The organism is Pseudomonas sp. B7(2017) (assembly GCF_002112745.1).
Lineage (GTDB): Bacteria > Pseudomonadota > Gammaproteobacteria > Pseudomonadales > Pseudomonadaceae > Aquipseudomonas > Aquipseudomonas ekonensis.
The window spans coordinates 17784-34923 of the sequence record NZ_NEIP01000023.1 but is presented as its reverse complement, the minus strand read 5'-3'; the positions used below and the strand labels follow the sequence as shown (position 1 = coordinate 34923).

At 66.4% G+C, this 17140-nt stretch carries 14 protein-coding genes; 2 read left to right on the top strand and 12 right to left on the bottom strand.

What is annotated here, in order from left to right:
* Positions 1 to 3: 3 nt before the first annotated feature.
* Genes CAG29_RS26270 through CAG29_RS26260 form a run of 3 tightly spaced genes read right to left on the bottom strand, consistent with a single transcriptional unit; the run spans position 4 to position 3485 of the window.
* On the bottom strand, positions 4 to 519 hold the full coding sequence (locus CAG29_RS26270; RefSeq protein WP_085586576.1) for a transcriptional regulator: 516 nt from the start codon (positions 517 to 519) through the stop codon (positions 4 to 6).
* A gap of 40 nt (positions 520 to 559) precedes the next feature.
* Positions 560 to 2872 carry a PqiB family protein gene (locus CAG29_RS26265; RefSeq protein WP_085695376.1) on the bottom strand — a complete coding sequence of 771 codons (2313 nt, stop codon included), beginning with the start codon at positions 2870 to 2872 and terminating at the stop codon, positions 560 to 562.
* Entirely contained in the window at positions 2865 to 3485 is a 621-nt protein-coding gene (locus CAG29_RS26260; RefSeq protein ID WP_085640983.1) for a paraquat-inducible protein A, read from the bottom strand. The genes CAG29_RS26265 and CAG29_RS26260 overlap by 8 nt, the downstream gene beginning before the upstream one ends.
* Before the next feature lie 226 nt (positions 3486 to 3711).
* On the opposite strand from CAG29_RS26260, the gene CAG29_RS26255 reads away from it, so the two are divergent.
* On the top strand, positions 3712 to 4350 hold the full coding sequence (locus tag CAG29_RS26255; protein WP_085695375.1) for a paraquat-inducible protein A: 639 nt from the start codon (positions 3712 to 3714) through the stop codon (positions 4348 to 4350).
* 19 nt (positions 4351 to 4369) lie between these two features.
* Here CAG29_RS26255 and CAG29_RS26250 read toward each other — a convergent pair whose 3' ends face one another.
* The 9 genes from CAG29_RS26250 to CAG29_RS26210 form a co-directional block, all read right to left on the bottom strand.
* Entirely contained in the window at positions 4370 to 5749 is a 1380-nt protein-coding gene (locus CAG29_RS26250) for an aspartate aminotransferase family protein (RefSeq protein ID WP_085695374.1), read from the bottom strand.
* Between the two features lie 83 nt (positions 5750 to 5832).
* Positions 5833 to 7086, bottom strand: a complete 1254-nt coding sequence (locus CAG29_RS26245) for a diaminobutyrate--2-oxoglutarate transaminase (RefSeq protein WP_085695373.1) — start codon at positions 7084 to 7086, stop codon at positions 5833 to 5835.
* Positions 7087 to 7175: 89 nt separating this feature from the next.
* Positions 7176 to 8507 carry an APC family permease gene (locus CAG29_RS26240; RefSeq protein ID WP_085640990.1) on the bottom strand — a complete coding sequence of 444 codons (1332 nt, stop codon included), beginning with the start codon at positions 8505 to 8507 and terminating at the stop codon, positions 7176 to 7178.
* Positions 8508 to 8517: 10 nt separating this feature from the next.
* Positions 8518 to 9675, bottom strand: a complete 1158-nt coding sequence (locus tag CAG29_RS26235; RefSeq protein ID WP_085633769.1) for an iron-containing alcohol dehydrogenase — start codon at positions 9673 to 9675, stop codon at positions 8518 to 8520.
* Between the two features lie 151 nt (positions 9676 to 9826).
* Positions 9827 to 11485 (bottom strand): acyl-CoA synthetase, encoded by a 1659-nt coding sequence (locus tag CAG29_RS26230; RefSeq protein WP_371916662.1) that lies wholly within the window; start codon positions 11483 to 11485, stop codon positions 9827 to 9829.
* Between the two features lie 94 nt (positions 11486 to 11579).
* A complete protein-coding gene (locus CAG29_RS26225) occupies positions 11580 to 12347 on the bottom strand; it encodes an SDR family NAD(P)-dependent oxidoreductase (RefSeq protein ID WP_085695372.1) in 768 nt (255 codons plus the stop codon).
* The gene (locus CAG29_RS26220) at positions 12347 to 13519 is read right to left on the bottom strand and encodes an acyl-CoA dehydrogenase family protein (RefSeq protein ID WP_085586592.1); all 1173 of its coding nucleotides are present in this window, start codon (positions 13517 to 13519) and stop codon (positions 12347 to 12349) included. The genes CAG29_RS26225 and CAG29_RS26220 overlap by 1 nt, the downstream gene beginning before the upstream one ends.
* Positions 13520 to 13572: 53 nt before the next feature.
* On the bottom strand, positions 13573 to 13929 hold the full coding sequence (locus CAG29_RS26215; RefSeq protein ID WP_085586594.1) for a DUF6285 domain-containing protein: 357 nt from the start codon (positions 13927 to 13929) through the stop codon (positions 13573 to 13575).
* Complete coding sequence (locus CAG29_RS26210; protein ID WP_085695371.1) at positions 13926 to 14984, bottom strand: phosphotransferase family protein; 1059 nt, start codon at positions 14982 to 14984, stop codon at positions 13926 to 13928. Before CAG29_RS26210 ends, CAG29_RS26215 begins: the two co-directional genes overlap by 4 nt.
* 203 nt (positions 14985 to 15187) lie before the next feature.
* Between CAG29_RS26210 and prpR the strand changes: the two genes are divergently transcribed.
* Positions 15188 to 17140 (top strand): propionate catabolism operon regulatory protein PrpR, encoded by a 1953-nt coding sequence (gene prpR / locus CAG29_RS26205; protein WP_085695370.1) that lies wholly within the window; start codon positions 15188 to 15190, stop codon positions 17138 to 17140.

Here is a 17140-nt window from a genome sequence, read left to right as displayed (position 1 = left end):
CCGTCACATCTTGGCCTTGCCCACCAACGGGATGCGTTGCCCGGTTTCCAGCATGTCCGCCGCATCCAGCTGCTCTTCGATCTGCAGGAAGCGCATGGCGGTCACCGGGGACATCTTCTCGGCCACCTCATCGATGTAGCGGTTCAGGAGCATCTGCCGTTTGACGTGCAGGGTCTTGTAGACCTTGATCATCTTCGCCGCATCCTCATCGGTGACCGCGCCGGAGCCGTAGGCCCGCGCATACTCAAGCAGCAGCTGGAACGTGTCGCGGTTCAGGCCATCCGTTTCGTTGCGGTAGCGGGTGTAGATCGGCCAGAAGGTTTCGGCCTGCGCGCCGTCGAGCGCCATATTGGCCTCCACCATGCGCTTGCGCTTGTAGTTCAGGGTTTCGATCTGGTTGTTGATCTTCTCCTTGTTTTCGCTCATCACCTGGTCCACCGACGGCAAGGGTTCCTGGGCCGGTGCGGCATACGCGCAGCCGACAGCGAATAAAGCGGCAAAAATGAGGTGCCTGGACATCAGTTGACTCCTGTTGCGTTAACCAAAAAATTCGGCGCGATCATTGCGCGGTTTCCTTGAGCGGGATCTTCGGCGCCCACACCAGCCATTGCTCATCGACGGCCTCGAACAGCGCGAAGGTCTGGCCCGGCCGGGCCGGCTCGCCCATTTGCCCGTTGTCCGGCGTGGCGAAGGCGATGCCGCCTGCGACCATGGCCTCCAGGGATTCGGTGCGCACCGACACCCCTTTGAACAGGCCGGCCTCGATGCCGATTCCGCTGGCGTTCCAGAAGCGGCTGCCGGTGTGCACCAGCGGCGCGTAACGCGGCTCGATCAGGACGCTGATCAGCACCCGGTCCGCCTGCGGCCCCAGGTTCATGTCGACCACCTTGCCCACCGGCATCTTGCGGTAGGTCACCGGGCTGCCGAGCTTGATCGAGCCCTTGTCCACGGCGCTCAGGGTCAGGCGCAGGCCGCTGCCCTGCCCCAGCAGGTTCGGTGCTTCGGCCAGGGTCTGGAAACGCGTCTGGCGCTCTCCCGGACGACTGCCGGCCAAGGCCTCGATGTAAGGCCCGCTGACCAGCGTGCCGAGGTGTTCCGTGCGCAGCAGGCCCAGCGCCGGGCGCACCACCCAGAAGCGCGTGCCGCTGCGGGCGAACGATTCGCCATTGGGCAACAGGCGCGCCTTGAGCTGTACGCCGGACAGGTCGGCCTTAAGGTCGACGCTCTCGACCTTGCCGATCGTCAGCCCCTTGAAGCGGATGGGCGTGCCTTCGCGCAGGCCTTCGCCGTCCTCGACGCTCAGCTGGATCTCCACGCCCTGGGCCAGTGCGGCCTCTTCGCTGTCGTAGAGGGAGAACCGCCGGTCCTTGCCCGAGGCCGGCGCTTTCGCATCCGGGGTGTCGAAGGCGATGCCGCCGTTGATCAGGGTCTGCAGCGACTCGCTCTTGACCTTCAGGCCCGTCAAATCGCCGCTCAGGGTCACGCCGCTGGCGTTCCAGAACCGCGTGGAGCTGTTCACCAGGCGCGCAAACTCAGGCTCGACATGCACCCCGATCATCACCTGCCGGTTGTCCCCGGACAGTTGGTAGCTCTGCACGCTGCCGACACGGATCTGCCGGTAGAGCACGGGCGCGCCGACCTCCACCGAGCCGCGCTTGTCGCTGGTCAGCACCAGGTGCAGGCCCGGCACGTTGATGTCCATGGCCGGTGCCTTGGAAAGGACGCTGAACTCGCGCCGCGGCGCGCCGCTCTTGGGGAAACGCACGGCGATGTAGTTGCCCTTCACCAGCGCGTCCAGGCCGGTGATCCCGGCCAGCGAGATGTTCGGCTTGACGGTCCAGAACTCGGTGCCCTCCAGCAGCATGGCCTCGACCCGAGGATCCATCGCCAGCTCGGCGGTGGCGCCGCTGAAGTCCTGGTTCATGTCGACGCTCTTGACCAGGCCGACCTGCACGCCGTTGTACATCACCTGCGTCTGCCCCGGCTGGATGTCGCTCAGGTCCTTCATCCTCAGCGACACCCGCAGGCCGACCTGGGCCGCGTCATAGTCCTCGTACAGGCGAAAAGGCTTGCTGCTGTCTGTGGGCGGGCTGTCGCGGTGGTTGTCCGGCGTGGCGAAGGCAATGCCGCCGGCGGCCAGGGTCAGCAGCGATTCGCTGCGTACCTTGAACCCCGACAGGCCGCCGGAGATCGACAGGCCGCTGGCGTTCCAGAAACGCGTGTGCTTGCGCACCAGGTCCGCATAGGCCGGTTCGATGTGCACCTTGATCTCGATGGTGCGCTGATCCTCCCCCAGCTGAAAATTCTTCACCTGGCCCACCAGGATCTGCTTGTAGAACACCGGGCTGCCCTGCTCCAGAGAACCGAGGCGATCGGCCTTGAGGGTGATGTGCAGGCCCGGGACCTTTTCGGACATGGGCGGCGGCTCCTTCAGGGCCGTGTAGGCGCGCACGCCTTGATCGCCCTTGTCGCCCTTGGCCGGATCGACGGCGATGTAGACCCCGGAGACCAGCGTCTCCAGGCCCGTGACGCCCGCCAGCGACACCCGCGGCTTGACCAGCCAGAAGTGGGTGTCTTCGTTCAGGTAATGCTGGGTTTCCTTGTTCATTTCGATGGTGGCGAGCACGCCCTTGATGTCGTCGCTGACATTCAGTTCCACCACCTTGCCGACCGCGATGCCCTTGTACAGCACCTCGGTCTTCTTGGCCTGGATGCCGTCGCCGCTCTCGAAGCGCACCTGGATGACCGGGCCGGCCTCGTCATAGGCGCGCCAGGTCAGCCAGGCGCCGATGACCAAGGCCAGCAGCGGCAGAATCCAGATCGCCGACCAGTTGGAGGTGGGGCGTTTCGTCGGGGTGGGGAGGTCACTCATGTTCATTGTCCACGTCGGTGTTGTCCCAAATGAGCCGGGGGTCGAAAGTCAGGGCGGCGAGCATGGTCAGCACCACCACGCCGGCGAAGGCGGCGGCGCCGAGGTTGGCCTCGATGCGCGCCAGGTTGCCGAAGTTCACCAGCGCCACCAGGATGGCGATGACGAAGATGTCGAGCATGGACCAGCGGCCCACCCACTCGATGAAGCGGTACATGACGATCCGCTGGCGGGCGGACATCGGCTGGTGCCGCTGCACCGAATAGAGCAGCAGCGCGATCCCGGCCAGCTTGAAGGTGGGCACCACGATGCTGGCCACGAACACCACCAGGGCGATGGGGATCATCCCCAACTGCAGCAGGCTGATGACGCCGCTCATGATGGTGGCCGGCGCGCCCTTGCCCAGGACGCTGACCGTCATGATCGGCAGCAGGTTGGCCGGGATGTAGAGAATCGTCGCGGTGATCAGCAAGGCCCAGGTGCGCCGGATGCTGTCGGGGCGGCGCACATGCAGCAGCGCCTCGCAACGGCTGCAATGCGCAGGCTGCGGAGCGTCGATGGGATTGAGCTGATGACAGTCGCCGCAGACCTGGATGCCGGCATCGATCGCACGCATGGCTACCCTCCTCGCGCGGCTTGCGCCGAACCATTGCCGACAGACGCCGGATGCCCCTCCTGGGCCCGTGAACCTCCGCTCCCGATTGCGCGCACTGTGCCCATGACTCACCTGAGGCTTGATTGAAAACGGCGCGAATGCTACTTTTCAATCCCTAATGAGTCAATATTGTCTCATATGATTTATTTTTATCTTGGCTGTTCTTTTTCCAGAGACCCGGCACCCGATGTCCCCTTTACCTACCGGCCGCTTGCCGGACCTTCCCCTCGACGCGCTGCTCGCCTGCCATGAGTGCGACCTGCTCATGCGCCGCGAACCGCTCGCGCCCGGCGAGAAATGCTGCTGCCCGCGCTGCGGCTACGAGCTGGCCGTGCATCGCCCCCACTGGCAGAGGCGTTCCTTCGCGCTGGTGCTGACCGCCCTGCTCCTCTACATCCCGGCCAACTTCCTGCCGATCATGCACCTGAGCCTGCTCGGGCAGACCCGCAGCGAAACGGTCTGGGGCGGCGTGCTCGGGCTGTTCGAAAGCGGCATGCAAGGGGTCGCGGTGGTGGTGTTGCTGAGCAGCATGGCCATCCCGCTGCTCAAGCTGCTGTGCCAGTTGCTGGTGCTGTTGAGCGTGCGGTTCAAGGTGGCGCGCCGGGCCGGCCTGCAGCTGTACCGCAGTTATCACCACCTGCGCGAATGGGGCATGCTCGAGGTCTACCTGTTCGGGATCCTGGTCTCCATCGTCAAACTGGTGGACATCGCCGACCTGAGCCTGGGCATCGGCCTGGCCTGCTTCGTCGCCCTGCTCCTGACCCAGGTCTGGCTGGAACTGAGCATGCCGTCCCACCAGGTCTGGGAGGCGCTGTCCGACGATTAACGCCGGGCAGCGCCTGCCGTCAGATCAGGCCTTGGGAATGGGCCCACTCCGTCGCGTCATGCAGTGTCTTGCCGAACGCTTCGAAGATCGCGTCCACGTCGTCCTGCGTGGTGATCAGCGGCGGGCAGAACGCGATCGTGTCGTAGATGGCACGAACGATCAGCCCATGCTTGTGAGCCTGCCTGAAGACGTAGCTGCCCAGGATGCCCGGTTGGCTGAACGGCTGCTTGCGCGCCTTGTCCGCCACCAGTTCGATCCCACCCATCAGGCCGACGCCCCGCACATCGCCCACCAACGGGTGATCGGCGAAGGCCTGCAGCCGCTCCTGGAACACAGGCGCCAAGCGCTGGACATGGCCCACCAGATCGCGCTCTTCGATGATGCGGATGTTCTCCAGCGCCACGGCCGTGGCGACAGGATGCCCGGTGGCGGTCAAGCCATGCACGAACGCCCCCAGCCGCTCGCTTTGGCTCACCAGCACGTCATGGAGGGCATCGGACACCAGCAGCGCCGCCAGCGGCAGATAGGATGAGGTGAGCTGCTTGGACAGCACCAGGATGTCGGGCTGGATCCCGTACAGCTCGGAACCGAACATCGTGCCGAGCCGGCCGAAGCCGGTGACGATTTCGTCGATCACCAGCAGGATGTCGTAGCGTTTGCACACCGCCTGGATCGCCGCCCAATAGCCCTTGGGCGGCGGCAGCACGCCGCCTGCGGCGATGACGGGCTCGCCGATGAATGCGGCGATGGTCTCAGGCCCCTCCACCAGGATGTGCCGCTCCAGTTCCTCTGCCAGGCGCAACGAGAACGCCTCTTGCGACTCCCCCGGTTTGGCGAGGCGGTAATAGTTGGGGCAGGTCAGGTGGTGCACCGGAATCGCCGGCAGATCGAAATCGCGGTGGATCGACGGGATGCCGGTCAGGCTGGCGGACGCGACGGTGGTGCCGTGGTAGGCCTGCTGGCGGGAAATGAATTTCTTCTTGGCGGGTTTGCCCCGAGCGTTGTTCACGTACCAGACCAGCTTCACCACCGAATCGTTGGCCTCGGAGCCGGAGTTGGTGAAGAACACATGGTTGAGGTCGCCGGGGGCCAGTTCCGCCAGTTTTGCCGCGAGCGCCGCGGCTGGCGCGTTCGTCTTGTGGCTGAAGGTGTGGTAGTACGGCAGCTGATTGAACTGCGCCATCGCCGCATCGGCCAGCCGCTTTTCGCTGAACCCCAAGGCCGCGCTCCACAGGCCCGACATGGCTTCGATGTAGGCATTGCCCCGGTCATCGAAGACCCGTATGCCCTCTCCCCTCGTGATGACGAAAGGCCCGGTCTCACGGTGCAGCGCCAGGTTGGTGTAGGGGTGGATCAGTGCGGACAGATCGTCGCGCACGGTAGAAGTCACGCTGTTCATTCGCGGATTTTCCTGCTGCGAAGTGGGGGGCGATAAGGCCCCTTGCAGCGCCAACCTCGGCGCGCTGCAAGGGGCTGGCCGGTTTACTGGCTCAGTGCGGCGGCGACCGATTCGGCGAAGATCTTCAGGCCCTCACCCAATTGATCGGTCGGCGTGTTGATCGGCGGCATCAGCTTGATGATTTCCCCGTTCGGGCCGCAGCGGTCGGCCAGCAGGCCTGCCCTCAAGGCACGTTGCTGGGCGTCCTTGGTCAGCGCGACGTTGCCGCGGCCGAAGTCGATGCCGGCCACCATCCCACGGCAGCGCGCGCCGACGACGCCGGGGATTTCGGCGATGTCGGCCACGCCCCGCTCCATCAGCGCCATGTTCTCGGCCAGCAGTTTCAGGAAGGCCTCGTCGTGCCAGTAGCCGAGGGCGATCTGCGCGGTCAGGAACGCCAACTGATTGCCGCGGAACGTGCCGATGTGGTCGCCCGGCTGCCACACGTCCAGGGCGGAACGGATCAGCACGATGGCCATCGGCAGGCCGAAGCCGCCGATGGATTTCGCGCAGGTCACCAGGTCCGGCTGGATCCCTGAGCGCTCGAAGCCGAAGAAGTCGCCGGTGCGGCCGCAGCCGGCCTGAACCTCGTCACAAATGAGGAGCACGCCGTGGTCCGAGGTCCACTGGCGCAGCCGTTGCAGCCAGAGGTCCGAGGCCGCATAAACGCCCGCCTGGATCTGCACCGACTCCACGATGACCGCCGCAGGCAGTTCCGTTCCGCTGGCCTGGTCGTCGGCCAGGCGTTCGAGAAAGCCGATGCTGTCGAACTCGCCGTACGGGCTGTCCTCGTAGGGCACGAAAATCACCTCAGAGGACAACGCGGCACCGCGCCGGGTACGGTTGCCGGTGACGGCCAGGGCCCCGGCCGTCATGCCGTGGTAGGCGCCATAGAACGAGACGACCTTGCTGCGCCCGGTGGCCTTGCGCGCCAGCTTCAGCGCGGCCTCGACGGCGTCCGCGCCGGTGGGACCTGTGAACTGCACCTTGTAGTCCCAGCCGCGCGGATCGAACAGGTCGCGCTTGATCGACTCCAGGAAGCGGCGCTTCATGCCGGTGTGCAGATCCAGGGCATGGGTGATGCCGTTGGCCGACAGGTACTCGATCAAGGCGTCCCGCATGCGCGGGTCGTTGTGGCCGTAGTTGAGGGCGCCGGCCCCGGCGAAGAAGTCCAGGTAGTCGCGGCCGTCTTCGCCGCGAATCTTGCTGCCCACGGCGGTATCGAACACCACGGGCAGGTCGCGGCAATACATCCGCACGTTGGATTCAAGCTTTTCGAAGGTTTCTATGTTGTTCATGCGTAGCCTCTTGCAATGGATCCGGGCCTGTCTGGAATTGACAGGCCCGGGGGATTCACAATCCCTTGTGTCGATGGATGGAGGGAAACCTAAGCCAAGGCGTCCGGCACGGGGCTGCGGAAGAAACCGGTGCGGCACGCCAGGTAAACGGTGCCGATGCCCAGCCAGGCGCACCCCAGGATCAGCGCATCCTTGTCCAGGCTGATGAGCATCCAGCCGGCGGTGATCACGCCGATGACCGGCAGGATCACGCCCCGCAGCAGTCCGGCGCCGTCCCGATATCCGGCATCGAAGGTGAGCCGCAAGGCGCACAGGTTGACCGCGGTGAACGCGACGAAGGCGCCGAAGTTCACCAGGGACGTTGCGGTGGCGATCGTCAAGGCAAAGCCCACGGTGCCGAACGCCCCGGACAGCAGGATGTTGAACACCGGCGTGCGGAAGCGAGGGTGCAAGCTGCCGAACAGCTTGCGCGGCAGCTGGTTGTCCCGGCCGAGGGCGTACAGCAGCCGGCCGACGCTCGCCTGGAACGACAGCCCCGCCGCGAAGTGCGCAATGATGATCCCCGCCAGCACCGCAGCGAAGAACACATCGCCGCCGATCATCCGGGCGATCTCGAACGCCGCGCCGTCCACGTTGGCGAACGCCATGGAGGGATGCGTCAGGTGCATGAAGTACGACGAGCCCACATACAGCACCCCGCCGATCACCGCGACCAGCAGGATCGCCCGCGGAATCGTCCGGCTCGGATCCTTGGTCTCCTCGCTCAATGTGGACAGCGCGTCGAAGCCCAGGAACGAATAGGCGGCGATGGCTGCACCGGCCATGGTCGTGGCGAACGGCACGTCCGGGTTGAAGAACGGACTGGCCGACAGCAGCCCGCCGGGGCCGTTGGCCGCAACGATGTAGTGCCAGCAGAGGCCGATGAAGACCGCAATGATCGCCATCTGGACAACCATCAACATGATGTTGAAGCGGTTGGCCACCTGGATGCCCAGCACGTTGAGCACCGTGCTGGAGACGATGAAGCCGACGATCCACACCCACTGCGGCACATCCGGGAAGGCCATGCTGAGGTAACTGGCCCCCAGCAGCCAGATCAGCATCGGGATGAAGAAATAATCGAGCAGCGCCGCCCAGCCCACCATGAACCCAAGGTTCGGGTTCAGCATCTTGCGGGTATAGGTGTAGGCCGAACCGGCGGCCGGGAACACCCGGACCAGGCGGCCGTAGCTCAACGCGGTGACGATGACGCCCAGCGCGGCAATCGCGTAGGACAAGGCCGTGGTGTTCTCGCTGGCCTGGGAGATCACCCCGTAGGTGCCGAACACGATCAGCGGCGCCAGGAACGCCAGACCGAACAGCAGCACGGAAAACGGGCCCAGGGCGCGCTTCAACGAAGCATCGGAAGATGACTGGCTCATGATCTCCCCCTCAACCGGCGAAGCGGTAAGCGGCGACGATGATCGCGTGATAAGTCTCCACGGTCATGGCCTTGGCGTTGCTGGGGTCGGAGAAGTTCTTCTTCGACTTGTCGGCGATGGTCAGGAAGTCCTCTTCACGTACCCCTTTCACGTCGGCGAAACGAGGAATGCCCAGGGCCTTGCTCATCTGGAACAGGTACTCGACCGCCGCTTGGGCGGCGCTGGCCGGCGCCAGGCTCGGGTCGATGCCCAGCGCGTAGGCGACCTGGGCATGGCGCAGAAGGTCCGCATCGATGTTGTGGCCGAACACAAACGGCAGGAAGATCGCGTTGCCCACGCCGTGCGGCGTGTCGTACATGCCGCCGATGGCCTCGGAAATGCAGTGCACGCTGCCCACGTCGGCGTTGCCGAAGGCCATACCGGCGATCAGGCTGGCCACGAGCATCTGCTCGCGGGCCTCCAGGTTGTCCGGCTCCTGCACGGCGGCCTTCAGGTGTTGGCTGATCAGGCGGATGGCATGCAGCGCCAGGCCGTCGCTGATCGGGTTCGACACGCGGCAGGTGTAGGCCTCGATGGCGTGCGTCAGGGCGTCCATGCCGGTCGCGGCGGCGATGGCCGACGGCAGCGTCGCGGTGATGTTCGAGTCGAGCAGCGCCAGCACCGGGCCGATCCGGTAGTCCAACAGGTTCATCTTGAAGTGGCGCGCGGTGTCGGTGATCACCGAGAAGCACGTCACCTCGCTGCCGGTGCCCGCCGTGGTGGGGATCGCCACGATCGGCAGCACCCCGTGGGTGAGCTTGAAGGAACCTTCGTAATCTTCGATCCGGCCGTCGTGGGTGAGCAGCACGCTCAAGGCCTTGGCGGCGTCCATCGCGCTGCCGCCGCCGATGGCCAGCAGGCCGTCGATGCCTCGGCCCCGGAGTGCCTGCGCCGTGCGGTTGATGTCATCGCTGCGGGGGTTGGCCTTGACGTCCGAGATCTCCTCGAACGCAATGCCCGACGCGTCCAGGCTGGCGTAGATGCCGGTCAACAGCCCGGCGGCCTTGACCCCGGCGTCCGTCACGATGAGGACGCGCGCAAGGCCCAGCTCACGCAGATGCTCGCCCGTGCGCTCGCGCAGGCCAGGTTCCATGACGACTTTGGTGGGGAGTAGGAATTGGAATTTCATACGTACCTCTTGCCGGTCAGGCTCAGTTTTTGTCGTTGTTCGGGTTCTCGGCAGTTACATCTTCCGGGCTGTACGTCCTGCCCGAATCCCGGCGTGTGCAACGCCGGGGTCACGTCCTGTGTTGATCTTGTTGTTGTTCAATGTGCAGCCGTCAGGATCCGGTATCGGCGGTCTCCTGTTGCCGTGCCCACTCGCGCAGCACGAATTTCTGGATCTTGCCGGTGGCCGTCTTCGGCAGCGGCATCAACGACACATGCCGCGGCGCCTTGAAGTGCGCCAGGCGTTCGCGGCACCAGCGGATCAGGTCGTCGCCGCTGATGTCGGCCAAGGCGTCCTCGCGCAGGGTGACGAAGGCGTGCGGGGTTTCGCCCCAGCGCGCATCGGGGCGCGCCACCACGGCGGCCTCGATCACGGACGGGTGCTGGTAGAGCACTTCTTCGATCTCCAGCGAGCTGATGTTCTCGCCGCCGGAAATGATGATGTCCTTGGCCCGGTCCTTGATCTCCACATAACCGTCCGGGTGCAGCACGGCCAGGTCGCCGGTGTGCAGCCAGCCGTCGGCCAGGGCATCGCGGGTGGCCTGCGGGTTGTCCAGGTAGCCTTTCATCACGGTGTTGCCGCGCACCACCAGCTCGCCCAGGGTCGCGCCATCGGCAGGCACCGGCCGGCCGGTGTCCATGTCCAGCACCGTGGCCTCTTCGAGCATCGGGTGGGCGACGCCCTGGCGGCTCATGAACCGGGCCCGGGCCTCCAGCGGCAGCTCGTCGATGCCCGGCTGCCACAGGCACAAGGTGCTGGGGCCGTAGCTTTCGGTCATGCCGTAGGCGTGGGTGATGCTGAAGCCGCGGGCCTCCATCGCCGCGATCACCGCACTGGGCGGCGCCGCCCCGCCGGTGATCACCGACACGCTCGTCGACGGCGTTGCCGAGTTGCCGTGCTCGGCGTGGATCAGCATCGACATCACCACCGGGGCGGCGCTCAAGTGGGTCACCCCGTGCTCGGCGATGGCAGCGTGGATGGCATCGGCCTGCACCTTGCGCAGGCACACATGGGTGCCGCCGGACAGGGTCACCGCCCAGGTGTGGCTCCAGCCGTTGCAGTGGAACATCGGCAAGGTCCACAGGTAGACGCTGCGCGGGCCGAGCTGAAAGATCAGCGCCCCGGCGCAGGCATTGAGGTAGGCGCCGCGGTGATGCAGCACCACGCCTTTGGGGTCGCCGGTGGTGCCCGAGGTGTAGTTGATGGCGATGGACTGCCATTCGTTCTGCGGCGCGGTCAGCGGTCGGCCGGGGTCGCCTTGGGCCAGGAAGCTTTCGTAGTCCAGGCTGCAGTCCAGATCGTGAGCCGGCCCCTCAGCCTGGCTGTCGTCGATCCCCACCAGCAGCGGCGGCGAATCGAGCAGGGCCAAGGCTTGGCGGACCACCGGGCCGAACTCGCGGTCGCAGATCAGCACCTTCGCGGCGCAGTGACGCAGGATGAAGGCGATGCTGCGTGCCTCCAGGCGGATGTTGATGCAGACCAGCACGGCGCCGGCACCGGGCACGCCGTAGTGGGCCTCCAGCATTTCCGGAACGTTCGGCGCCAGAATGGCCACACGCTCTCCCGGCCGCACGCCGACATGCTCCAGGGCGCTGGCCAGGGCGCGGCTGCGCTGGTGCAACTGGCGGTAGCTGTAGCGCCGCTCGCCGTAGACCACCGCATCGCGTTCCGGGTACACCTGCGCGGCGCGCTTGAGGAACGACAGCGGCGACAGCGGCACATGGTTGGCTTCGTTGGGGGCCAGTCCGTGCTCGAAGGTCGAGGTCATCATGACCGCCCCTCCATCAAGACATCGCCCAGGCATCGCACATTCATACACACCTCCTGTCCGTTGCGGGTTCTTGTTGTTCTTGCGTTAGGGCGCCTCACAGGCTGCTGCACAGGTGCCCGGCGTCGACCACGATCTCGGCGCCGCTCATGGCCCGGCCGGCATCGCTGGCGAGCAGCAGCAACGCGCCGTCCAGGTCCTGCGGCTGGCTGAAGCGGCGGCCGGGAATGCGCAGACGCAGCTTTTCGCCGGCCTCGCCGGTGAGGAAGTCCTCGTTCAGATCGGTCATCACGTACCCCGGCGCCAAGGCGTTCACGCGGATCCCGTGGCGCGCCAGTTCCAGGGCCATGGCGCGGGTCAGGTGGGCCAGGCCGGCCTTGGCCGCCACGTACGGCGCAATGGCCCCCGCCACCCGACTGGCGAGAATCGAAGTGACATTGATCAGGCTGCCGCCGTGCCCGGCGGCGATCATCCGCCGGGCGCTTTCCTGGGCCACCGTCCAGGCGCCTTTGAGGTTGGTGTCCAGCACGCGATCCCAGGCCTGGTCGTCGCAGTCCAGCAAAGGCTGGCTGTCGCTGACTCCGGCGTTATTGACCAGCACATCCAGCGATCCGGCGGCATCGAGCACCCGGCAGACGTCATCGCGGCAGGTCACGTCGAGGGCGAAGGCCCGGGCACGGCCGCCGGCCGCCTCGATCGCTTCCACCAGCGTCTGCAACGGCTCCAGGCGCCTGGCCGTCACGATCACTTCGGCGCCGGCGGCGGCCAACGTCATCGCGAAATGGCGGCCGAGGCCGCTGGAGGCGCCGGTGACCAAGGCGCGGCGCCCCTCAAGGTCGAACAGTCGGGCAATAGAGGGTTGCATCACCGATCCCCCAGACGTTGGTCGAGCAGCTTCTTCGCCAGGCTCATGCGGTGCACTTCGCTCGGGCCGTCGTAGATGCGGAATGGGCGGATGTCGCGGAAGATCCGTTCCACCACGGTCTCCCCGGTGACCCCGCGCCCGCCCAGGACCTGCACGCAACGGTCCACCACCCGCCACAGCGCTTCGGCGCTGATCACTTTGGTCATGCTCGAATCGACGTTGCCGCGCCCGCCCTCGTCCAGCACCCAGGCGCAGTGCCAGATCGCCAGGCGCACCACGTGCAGGTCCATCAGGTTGTCGGCCAGCATGAAGCCGACGCCCTGGTGTTCGCCCAGCGGCTTGCCGAAGGTTTCCCGGGTGCGGGCGTAGTCGCAGGCGATGTCATGGGCGCGCCGTGCGGCCCCCAGCCAGCGCATGCAATGGGTCAGGCGTGCCGGCGCCAGGCGCACCTGGGCGTAACGGAAGCCTTTGCCGATCTCCCCCAGCACGTCGCTGGCCGGCACGCGCAGGTTGTCGAAGCGCAACTGCCCGTGGCCGCCGGTGAAGCAGCTGTCCAGCGAGTCCAGCTGACGTTCATGGACGATTCCTTCGCGCTGCATGTCGGTGAGGAACATGGTCGCGGTGCCGTCCTCCATGCGCGCCATGATGATGGCGAAGCCGGCGCCCTCGGCCCCGGTGATCAGCCATTTGCGGCCATTGATCAGGTAATCGTCGCCGTCGCGGACGGCGGTGGTGCGCAGCATCGAAGGGTCGGAGCCCGAGCCCGGCGCCGGTTCGGTCATGGCGAAACAGGAACGCACGTGCCCCTGCACCAGAGGCCGCAGCCAGCGGTCCTTCTGCGCGTCGGTGGCCACCACGTCCATCAGGTGGATGTTGCCTTCGTCCGGGGCATGGATGTTCATCGCCACCGGGCCCAGCGGCGAATACCCCGCCTCCTCGAACACGATTGCCTTGGCCACATGGCTCAGGCCCAGTCCGCCCATCTCAAGGCTGGCGTGGGGCGTCAGCAGGCCGGCGGCCCGGGCGCGGGCCTGCAAGTCCACGCGCAGGGCGTCGCTGGGGCCATGGGCGCCCTGGCGCGGGTCGTTCTCGAACGGGATGACCTGCTCGGCGATGAATTCGCGGGTTTTGCGCTGCAGTTCAAGCAGCTCGTCCGGGAGGGTGAAGTTCATGGTTATCCTTCTTTTTCTCTTGGCAGTTCGGGAAATGGAGGGCGGCGCGGCGCTCACGGCACGGCTTTGGGATTGCTGATCGCCAGCCGGGTGAGCGTCATCTGGCGCAAGGCCTCGGTCAGCGAGCGCTGGCTGTGCGCGGCATCGTGATGGCCCTGGCGGATGTCCCGGGCCAGTTGCCGGCGGGCCTCGCGCAGCGGCGCCCCGCCGTCGCCGGTCAGGACGCTGAGCAACGCCAGTTCCTGGCAGCGGGCATCGGCTTGCAGACGGTTTTCCCGGGCGGCGATGGCCATGGCATTGGCGATCATTAGCAGCGGGTAGCGCAGTTCCCCGGGCAGCGCAGGCAGCAACTGTTCCAGCAGGGTCTGACGGGCGATCTCCAGCAGTTCATGGGCGTTCGGCTGGGTCATGGCGCGTCTCCGCAGGTCAGGTTCAGGATGTCGAGTTCGAGCTCCGGCAGTAGGCGCGCGGTCAGTGCCAGCTCAAGGGAAGGCTCTTCGCCGGACAGGTGGCGTTGGCCTTGCTGCAGGGCGATCACGGCCCAGCGCAACGTCGCCATGACCTGCCAGTAATGCAGTTGGCCGGGTTCGATGCGCAGCGGCGAAACCGAGTGGTAGCCGGCCAGGAAATCCTCGAGCCGGCCGATGCCGCCCGCCTCCAGGTCCGGCCGGGTGAAGCGCCAGCAACGGGCGGTGAACCAGCCCAGGTCCTCGCAAGGGTCGCCCCAGCCGGTGAACTCCCAGTCCAGCACTGCCTCCAGCCCTTGTTCGCTGGCCAGGTAGTTGCCGGTGCGGTAGTCGCGGTGCAGCAGGCAAAGGTGCGTGCTGCGCGGTGCGTTGAGCTCGCACCAACGCAGGCCCCACTCCAGGACCGGATAGGCCTCGTCGAGGGTGTCGAGGTAACGGCGGTAGGCGCTGACGGTGCCCAGGGCCGGCGACGCCTCCGGTACGGGCAGGAACGCCAGCGCCGGGCACGGCGGGCGAAGCTGATGCAGACGCGCCAGGTTGGCACCGAGTTGAGCGGCCAAGCGCGTCCGGCCTTGGGGGCCCGCGTCGGCGCTGAGCAGGCGTCCGGCCGCAATGCCCGGCACATGTTCCATCAGGAAGAACACCCGCCCATGGACGCTCGTGTCACGGCACAGCCAGAGCGGCCGCGGCACTTTCACCCCGGCCTGGTGCACCGCTTGCAGCACGGCGAACTCCTGCTCGCGGCCAAGGCTGGCCGGCAGCGCCGAGAGCGCGTCGCGGCGCAACACCCAGCGCCGCGCGCCGGCCCACGGGCCGCCTTCGATCTGCAGTTCAAGCAGCCAGTTTTCCTGGATGGCGCCGCCGCTCAGGCGTTTGCGGGCCTCAATGACCACCCGGGTCGCTTCGGCTTGCTGGCGGATGAAGTCGACCAGATTCCCGTCGCTGGTCTTGGTCGAGAACGAATCATCAGCCTGATGCTTAGTTAGGGAACTGCTCATGGATCCAAGGGCCCCGCCTGCACTTTTTGAAGTTGTTGGGTCAGCTAGAGCAATGCTTGGGCCAACTTTGCGGCGACGGGCTAGAGGCCACGCGGTTCGGGCGTCTGAGATCTTTCGCGGGTAGGTATGAACGGAACCGGCGTTTCACACCTGCAATGATTTGGTTCAGTATTGGGACATTTCACTCCTGAACAGGTCTCGCCATGCACTCCCCCGCCTCCAAGGTCGTCGTGCTGATCAGCCACCTGCAACGCCCCCGGCAACGCAGCCGCCTCGCCCAGGTGGTGGCCGGGCTCACCGGGGATTACCCCGACACGCACATTGAAGTGCTCGACACCTCGGTGTCCGAAGCGCTGCAGACCGCCCGCGAGCTGGAACAGCGCGGCGAAGCCGATGTGTTCGTCTGCGCCGGCGCCACGGCCGCCTACCTGCGCAAGCACCTGGCGCGGCCGGTGCTGACGATGCACGTCGGCGGCGATGACCTGCTGCGGGCGCTGGGGCGGGCCCGCGAGCACTCCCCGCAAGTGGCCCTGCTCAGCTACAACAGCATCAACCACGACCTGCAAGCCATGAACGCGCTGTTCACCGTGCAGGTTCATCAGGCGGCCTACACCTCGCTGGAAGAAGCTCGCCAAGCTGTCGAACACGCCGCCCGGCTGGGCTGCCGCAGCATCATCGGTTCGTCGACGGTGGTGGAACTGGCGCTGCAGGCCGGCCTGCACGGCGTGCTGTCGCTGAGCGAGGACACCGTGCGCAAGGCACTGGAAGAGGCGTTGGGCATCCTCGACAGCCAACGCATCGAGATCGCCAAGCGCCGCCATTTGAACGCCGTGCTGCAACACATCCCCACCGGCGTGGCGGCGGTCGACAACCAAGGCGTGGTGCAGTCGCTCAACCCGGCCCTTGCCCACTTGCTCGATCTGCCGGCCGGCGAAGCGCTGGGCCGTCCCCTGCAGCAGCTGTGCCCCGAACTGGATCTGCCGCAGGCATTGGAAGACGGCAGCGGCGAAGAAAACCGGGTGATCCGGCTCGGTTCCCACGCGGTGGTCAGCAACCTGTTGCCCATCCTTGAGAACGGCGAGCGCACCGGCCTGGTCCTGACCTGCCAAGACATCACCGCCGTGCAGCGCGCCGACCAACGCATCCGTTCCACCCGCCGCCCGGGCGCGTTCACCGCCCGTTACCGGCTCGAGCAACTGGCCGGCAACAGCCAGGCCAACCGCGACATGTTGCAATTGGCCAAACGCTTCGCCGCCAGCCACTCGACGATCCTGATCACCGGCGAAAGCGGCACCGGCAAGGAACTGCTGGCCCAAGGCATCCACAACGAGAGCCCCCGCCGGCAGGGCCCGTTTGTCGGCATCAACTGCGCGGCGTTCCCGGAATCGCTGCTGGAAAGCGAACTGTTCGGCTACGAGGAAGGCGCCTTCAGCGGTTCGCGCAAGGGCGGCAAGCCCGGCCTGTTCGAAGCGGCGCACCGCGGCACGCTGTTTCTCGACGAGATCGGCGACATGCCGGTGTCGTTGCAGACCCGCCTTCTGCGCGTGCTGCAAGAGCGCGAGGTGCTGCGCCTGGGCGGCACCGAGCCGATCTCCATCGACGTGCGGATCATCGCCGCCACCCACCAAAACCTGCGCACCGCCATGGACGAAGGCGACTTTCGCAGCGATCTCTACTACCGCCTCAACATCCTGCGCCTGCAGACCACCCCGCTGCGCGAACGGCCAGAGGACATCGCCCTCATCTGCCGGGGCATCAGCCAGCGCCTGCTGGTCCAGGGCCAGCCGCCGGGGGCCGCCGACATCCCGGCCGCCCTGCTCCCGCACCTGAGCCGTTATGCCTGGCCGGGCAATGTCCGGGAACTGGAGAACGTGATCGAACGGGCGATGCTCTCCGCCCGCGAACTGCTGCACGACCACGGCCTGGACGAGCAATACCTGGCCCGCGTGCTGCCCGAACTGTGCGAAGGCCCAGCCCTGACCCCGGCCCCGAAAACGTCTTCACGGGAATCGGACTTGCAGATGATCGGCAAGGCCGCGCAACTGCGGCACGTGCAGGAAACGCTGGACAGTTGTCAGGGCAACCTCGATGAAGCGGCGCGCCGGCTCGGCATCAGCCGGACCACGTTGTGGCGACGGCTGCGCTCCGTTCAGTGA

What these genes read in the sequence shown, in the direction of transcription:
- CAG29_RS26270 (WP_085586576.1), bottom strand. Translation starts at nt 519, where the DNA reads ATGTCCAGGCACCTCATTTTTGCCGCTTTATTCGCTGTCGGCTGCGCG.
- CAG29_RS26265 (WP_085695376.1), bottom strand. Translation starts at nt 2,872, where the DNA reads ATGAGTGACCTCCCCACCCCGACGAAACGCCCCACCTCCAACTGGTCG.
- CAG29_RS26260 (WP_085640983.1), bottom strand. Translation starts at nt 3,485, where the DNA reads ATGCGTGCGATCGATGCCGGCATCCAGGTCTGCGGCGACTGTCATCAG.
- CAG29_RS26255 (WP_085695375.1), top strand. Translation starts at nt 3,712, where the DNA reads ATGTCCCCTTTACCTACCGGCCGCTTGCCGGACCTTCCCCTCGACGCG.
- CAG29_RS26250 (WP_085695374.1), bottom strand. Translation starts at nt 5,749, where the DNA reads ATGAACAGCGTGACTTCTACCGTGCGCGACGATCTGTCCGCACTGATC.
- CAG29_RS26245 (WP_085695373.1), bottom strand. Translation starts at nt 7,086, where the DNA reads ATGAACAACATAGAAACCTTCGAAAAGCTTGAATCCAACGTGCGGATG.
- CAG29_RS26240 (WP_085640990.1), bottom strand. Translation starts at nt 8,507, where the DNA reads ATGAGCCAGTCATCTTCCGATGCTTCGTTGAAGCGCGCCCTGGGCCCG.
- CAG29_RS26235 (WP_085633769.1), bottom strand. Translation starts at nt 9,675, where the DNA reads ATGAAATTCCAATTCCTACTCCCCACCAAAGTCGTCATGGAACCTGGC.
- CAG29_RS26230 (WP_371916662.1), bottom strand. Translation starts at nt 11,485, where the DNA reads ATGATGACCTCGACCTTCGAGCACGGACTGGCCCCCAACGAAGCCAAC.
- CAG29_RS26225 (WP_085695372.1), bottom strand. Translation starts at nt 12,347, where the DNA reads ATGCAACCCTCTATTGCCCGACTGTTCGACCTTGAGGGGCGCCGCGCC.
- CAG29_RS26220 (WP_085586592.1), bottom strand. Translation starts at nt 13,519, where the DNA reads ATGAACTTCACCCTCCCGGACGAGCTGCTTGAACTGCAGCGCAAAACC.
- CAG29_RS26215 (WP_085586594.1), bottom strand. Translation starts at nt 13,929, where the DNA reads ATGACCCAGCCGAACGCCCATGAACTGCTGGAGATCGCCCGTCAGACC.
- CAG29_RS26210 (WP_085695371.1), bottom strand. Translation starts at nt 14,984, where the DNA reads ATGAGCAGTTCCCTAACTAAGCATCAGGCTGATGATTCGTTCTCGACC.
- prpR (WP_085695370.1), top strand. Translation starts at nt 15,188, where the DNA reads ATGCACTCCCCCGCCTCCAAGGTCGTCGTGCTGATCAGCCACCTGCAA.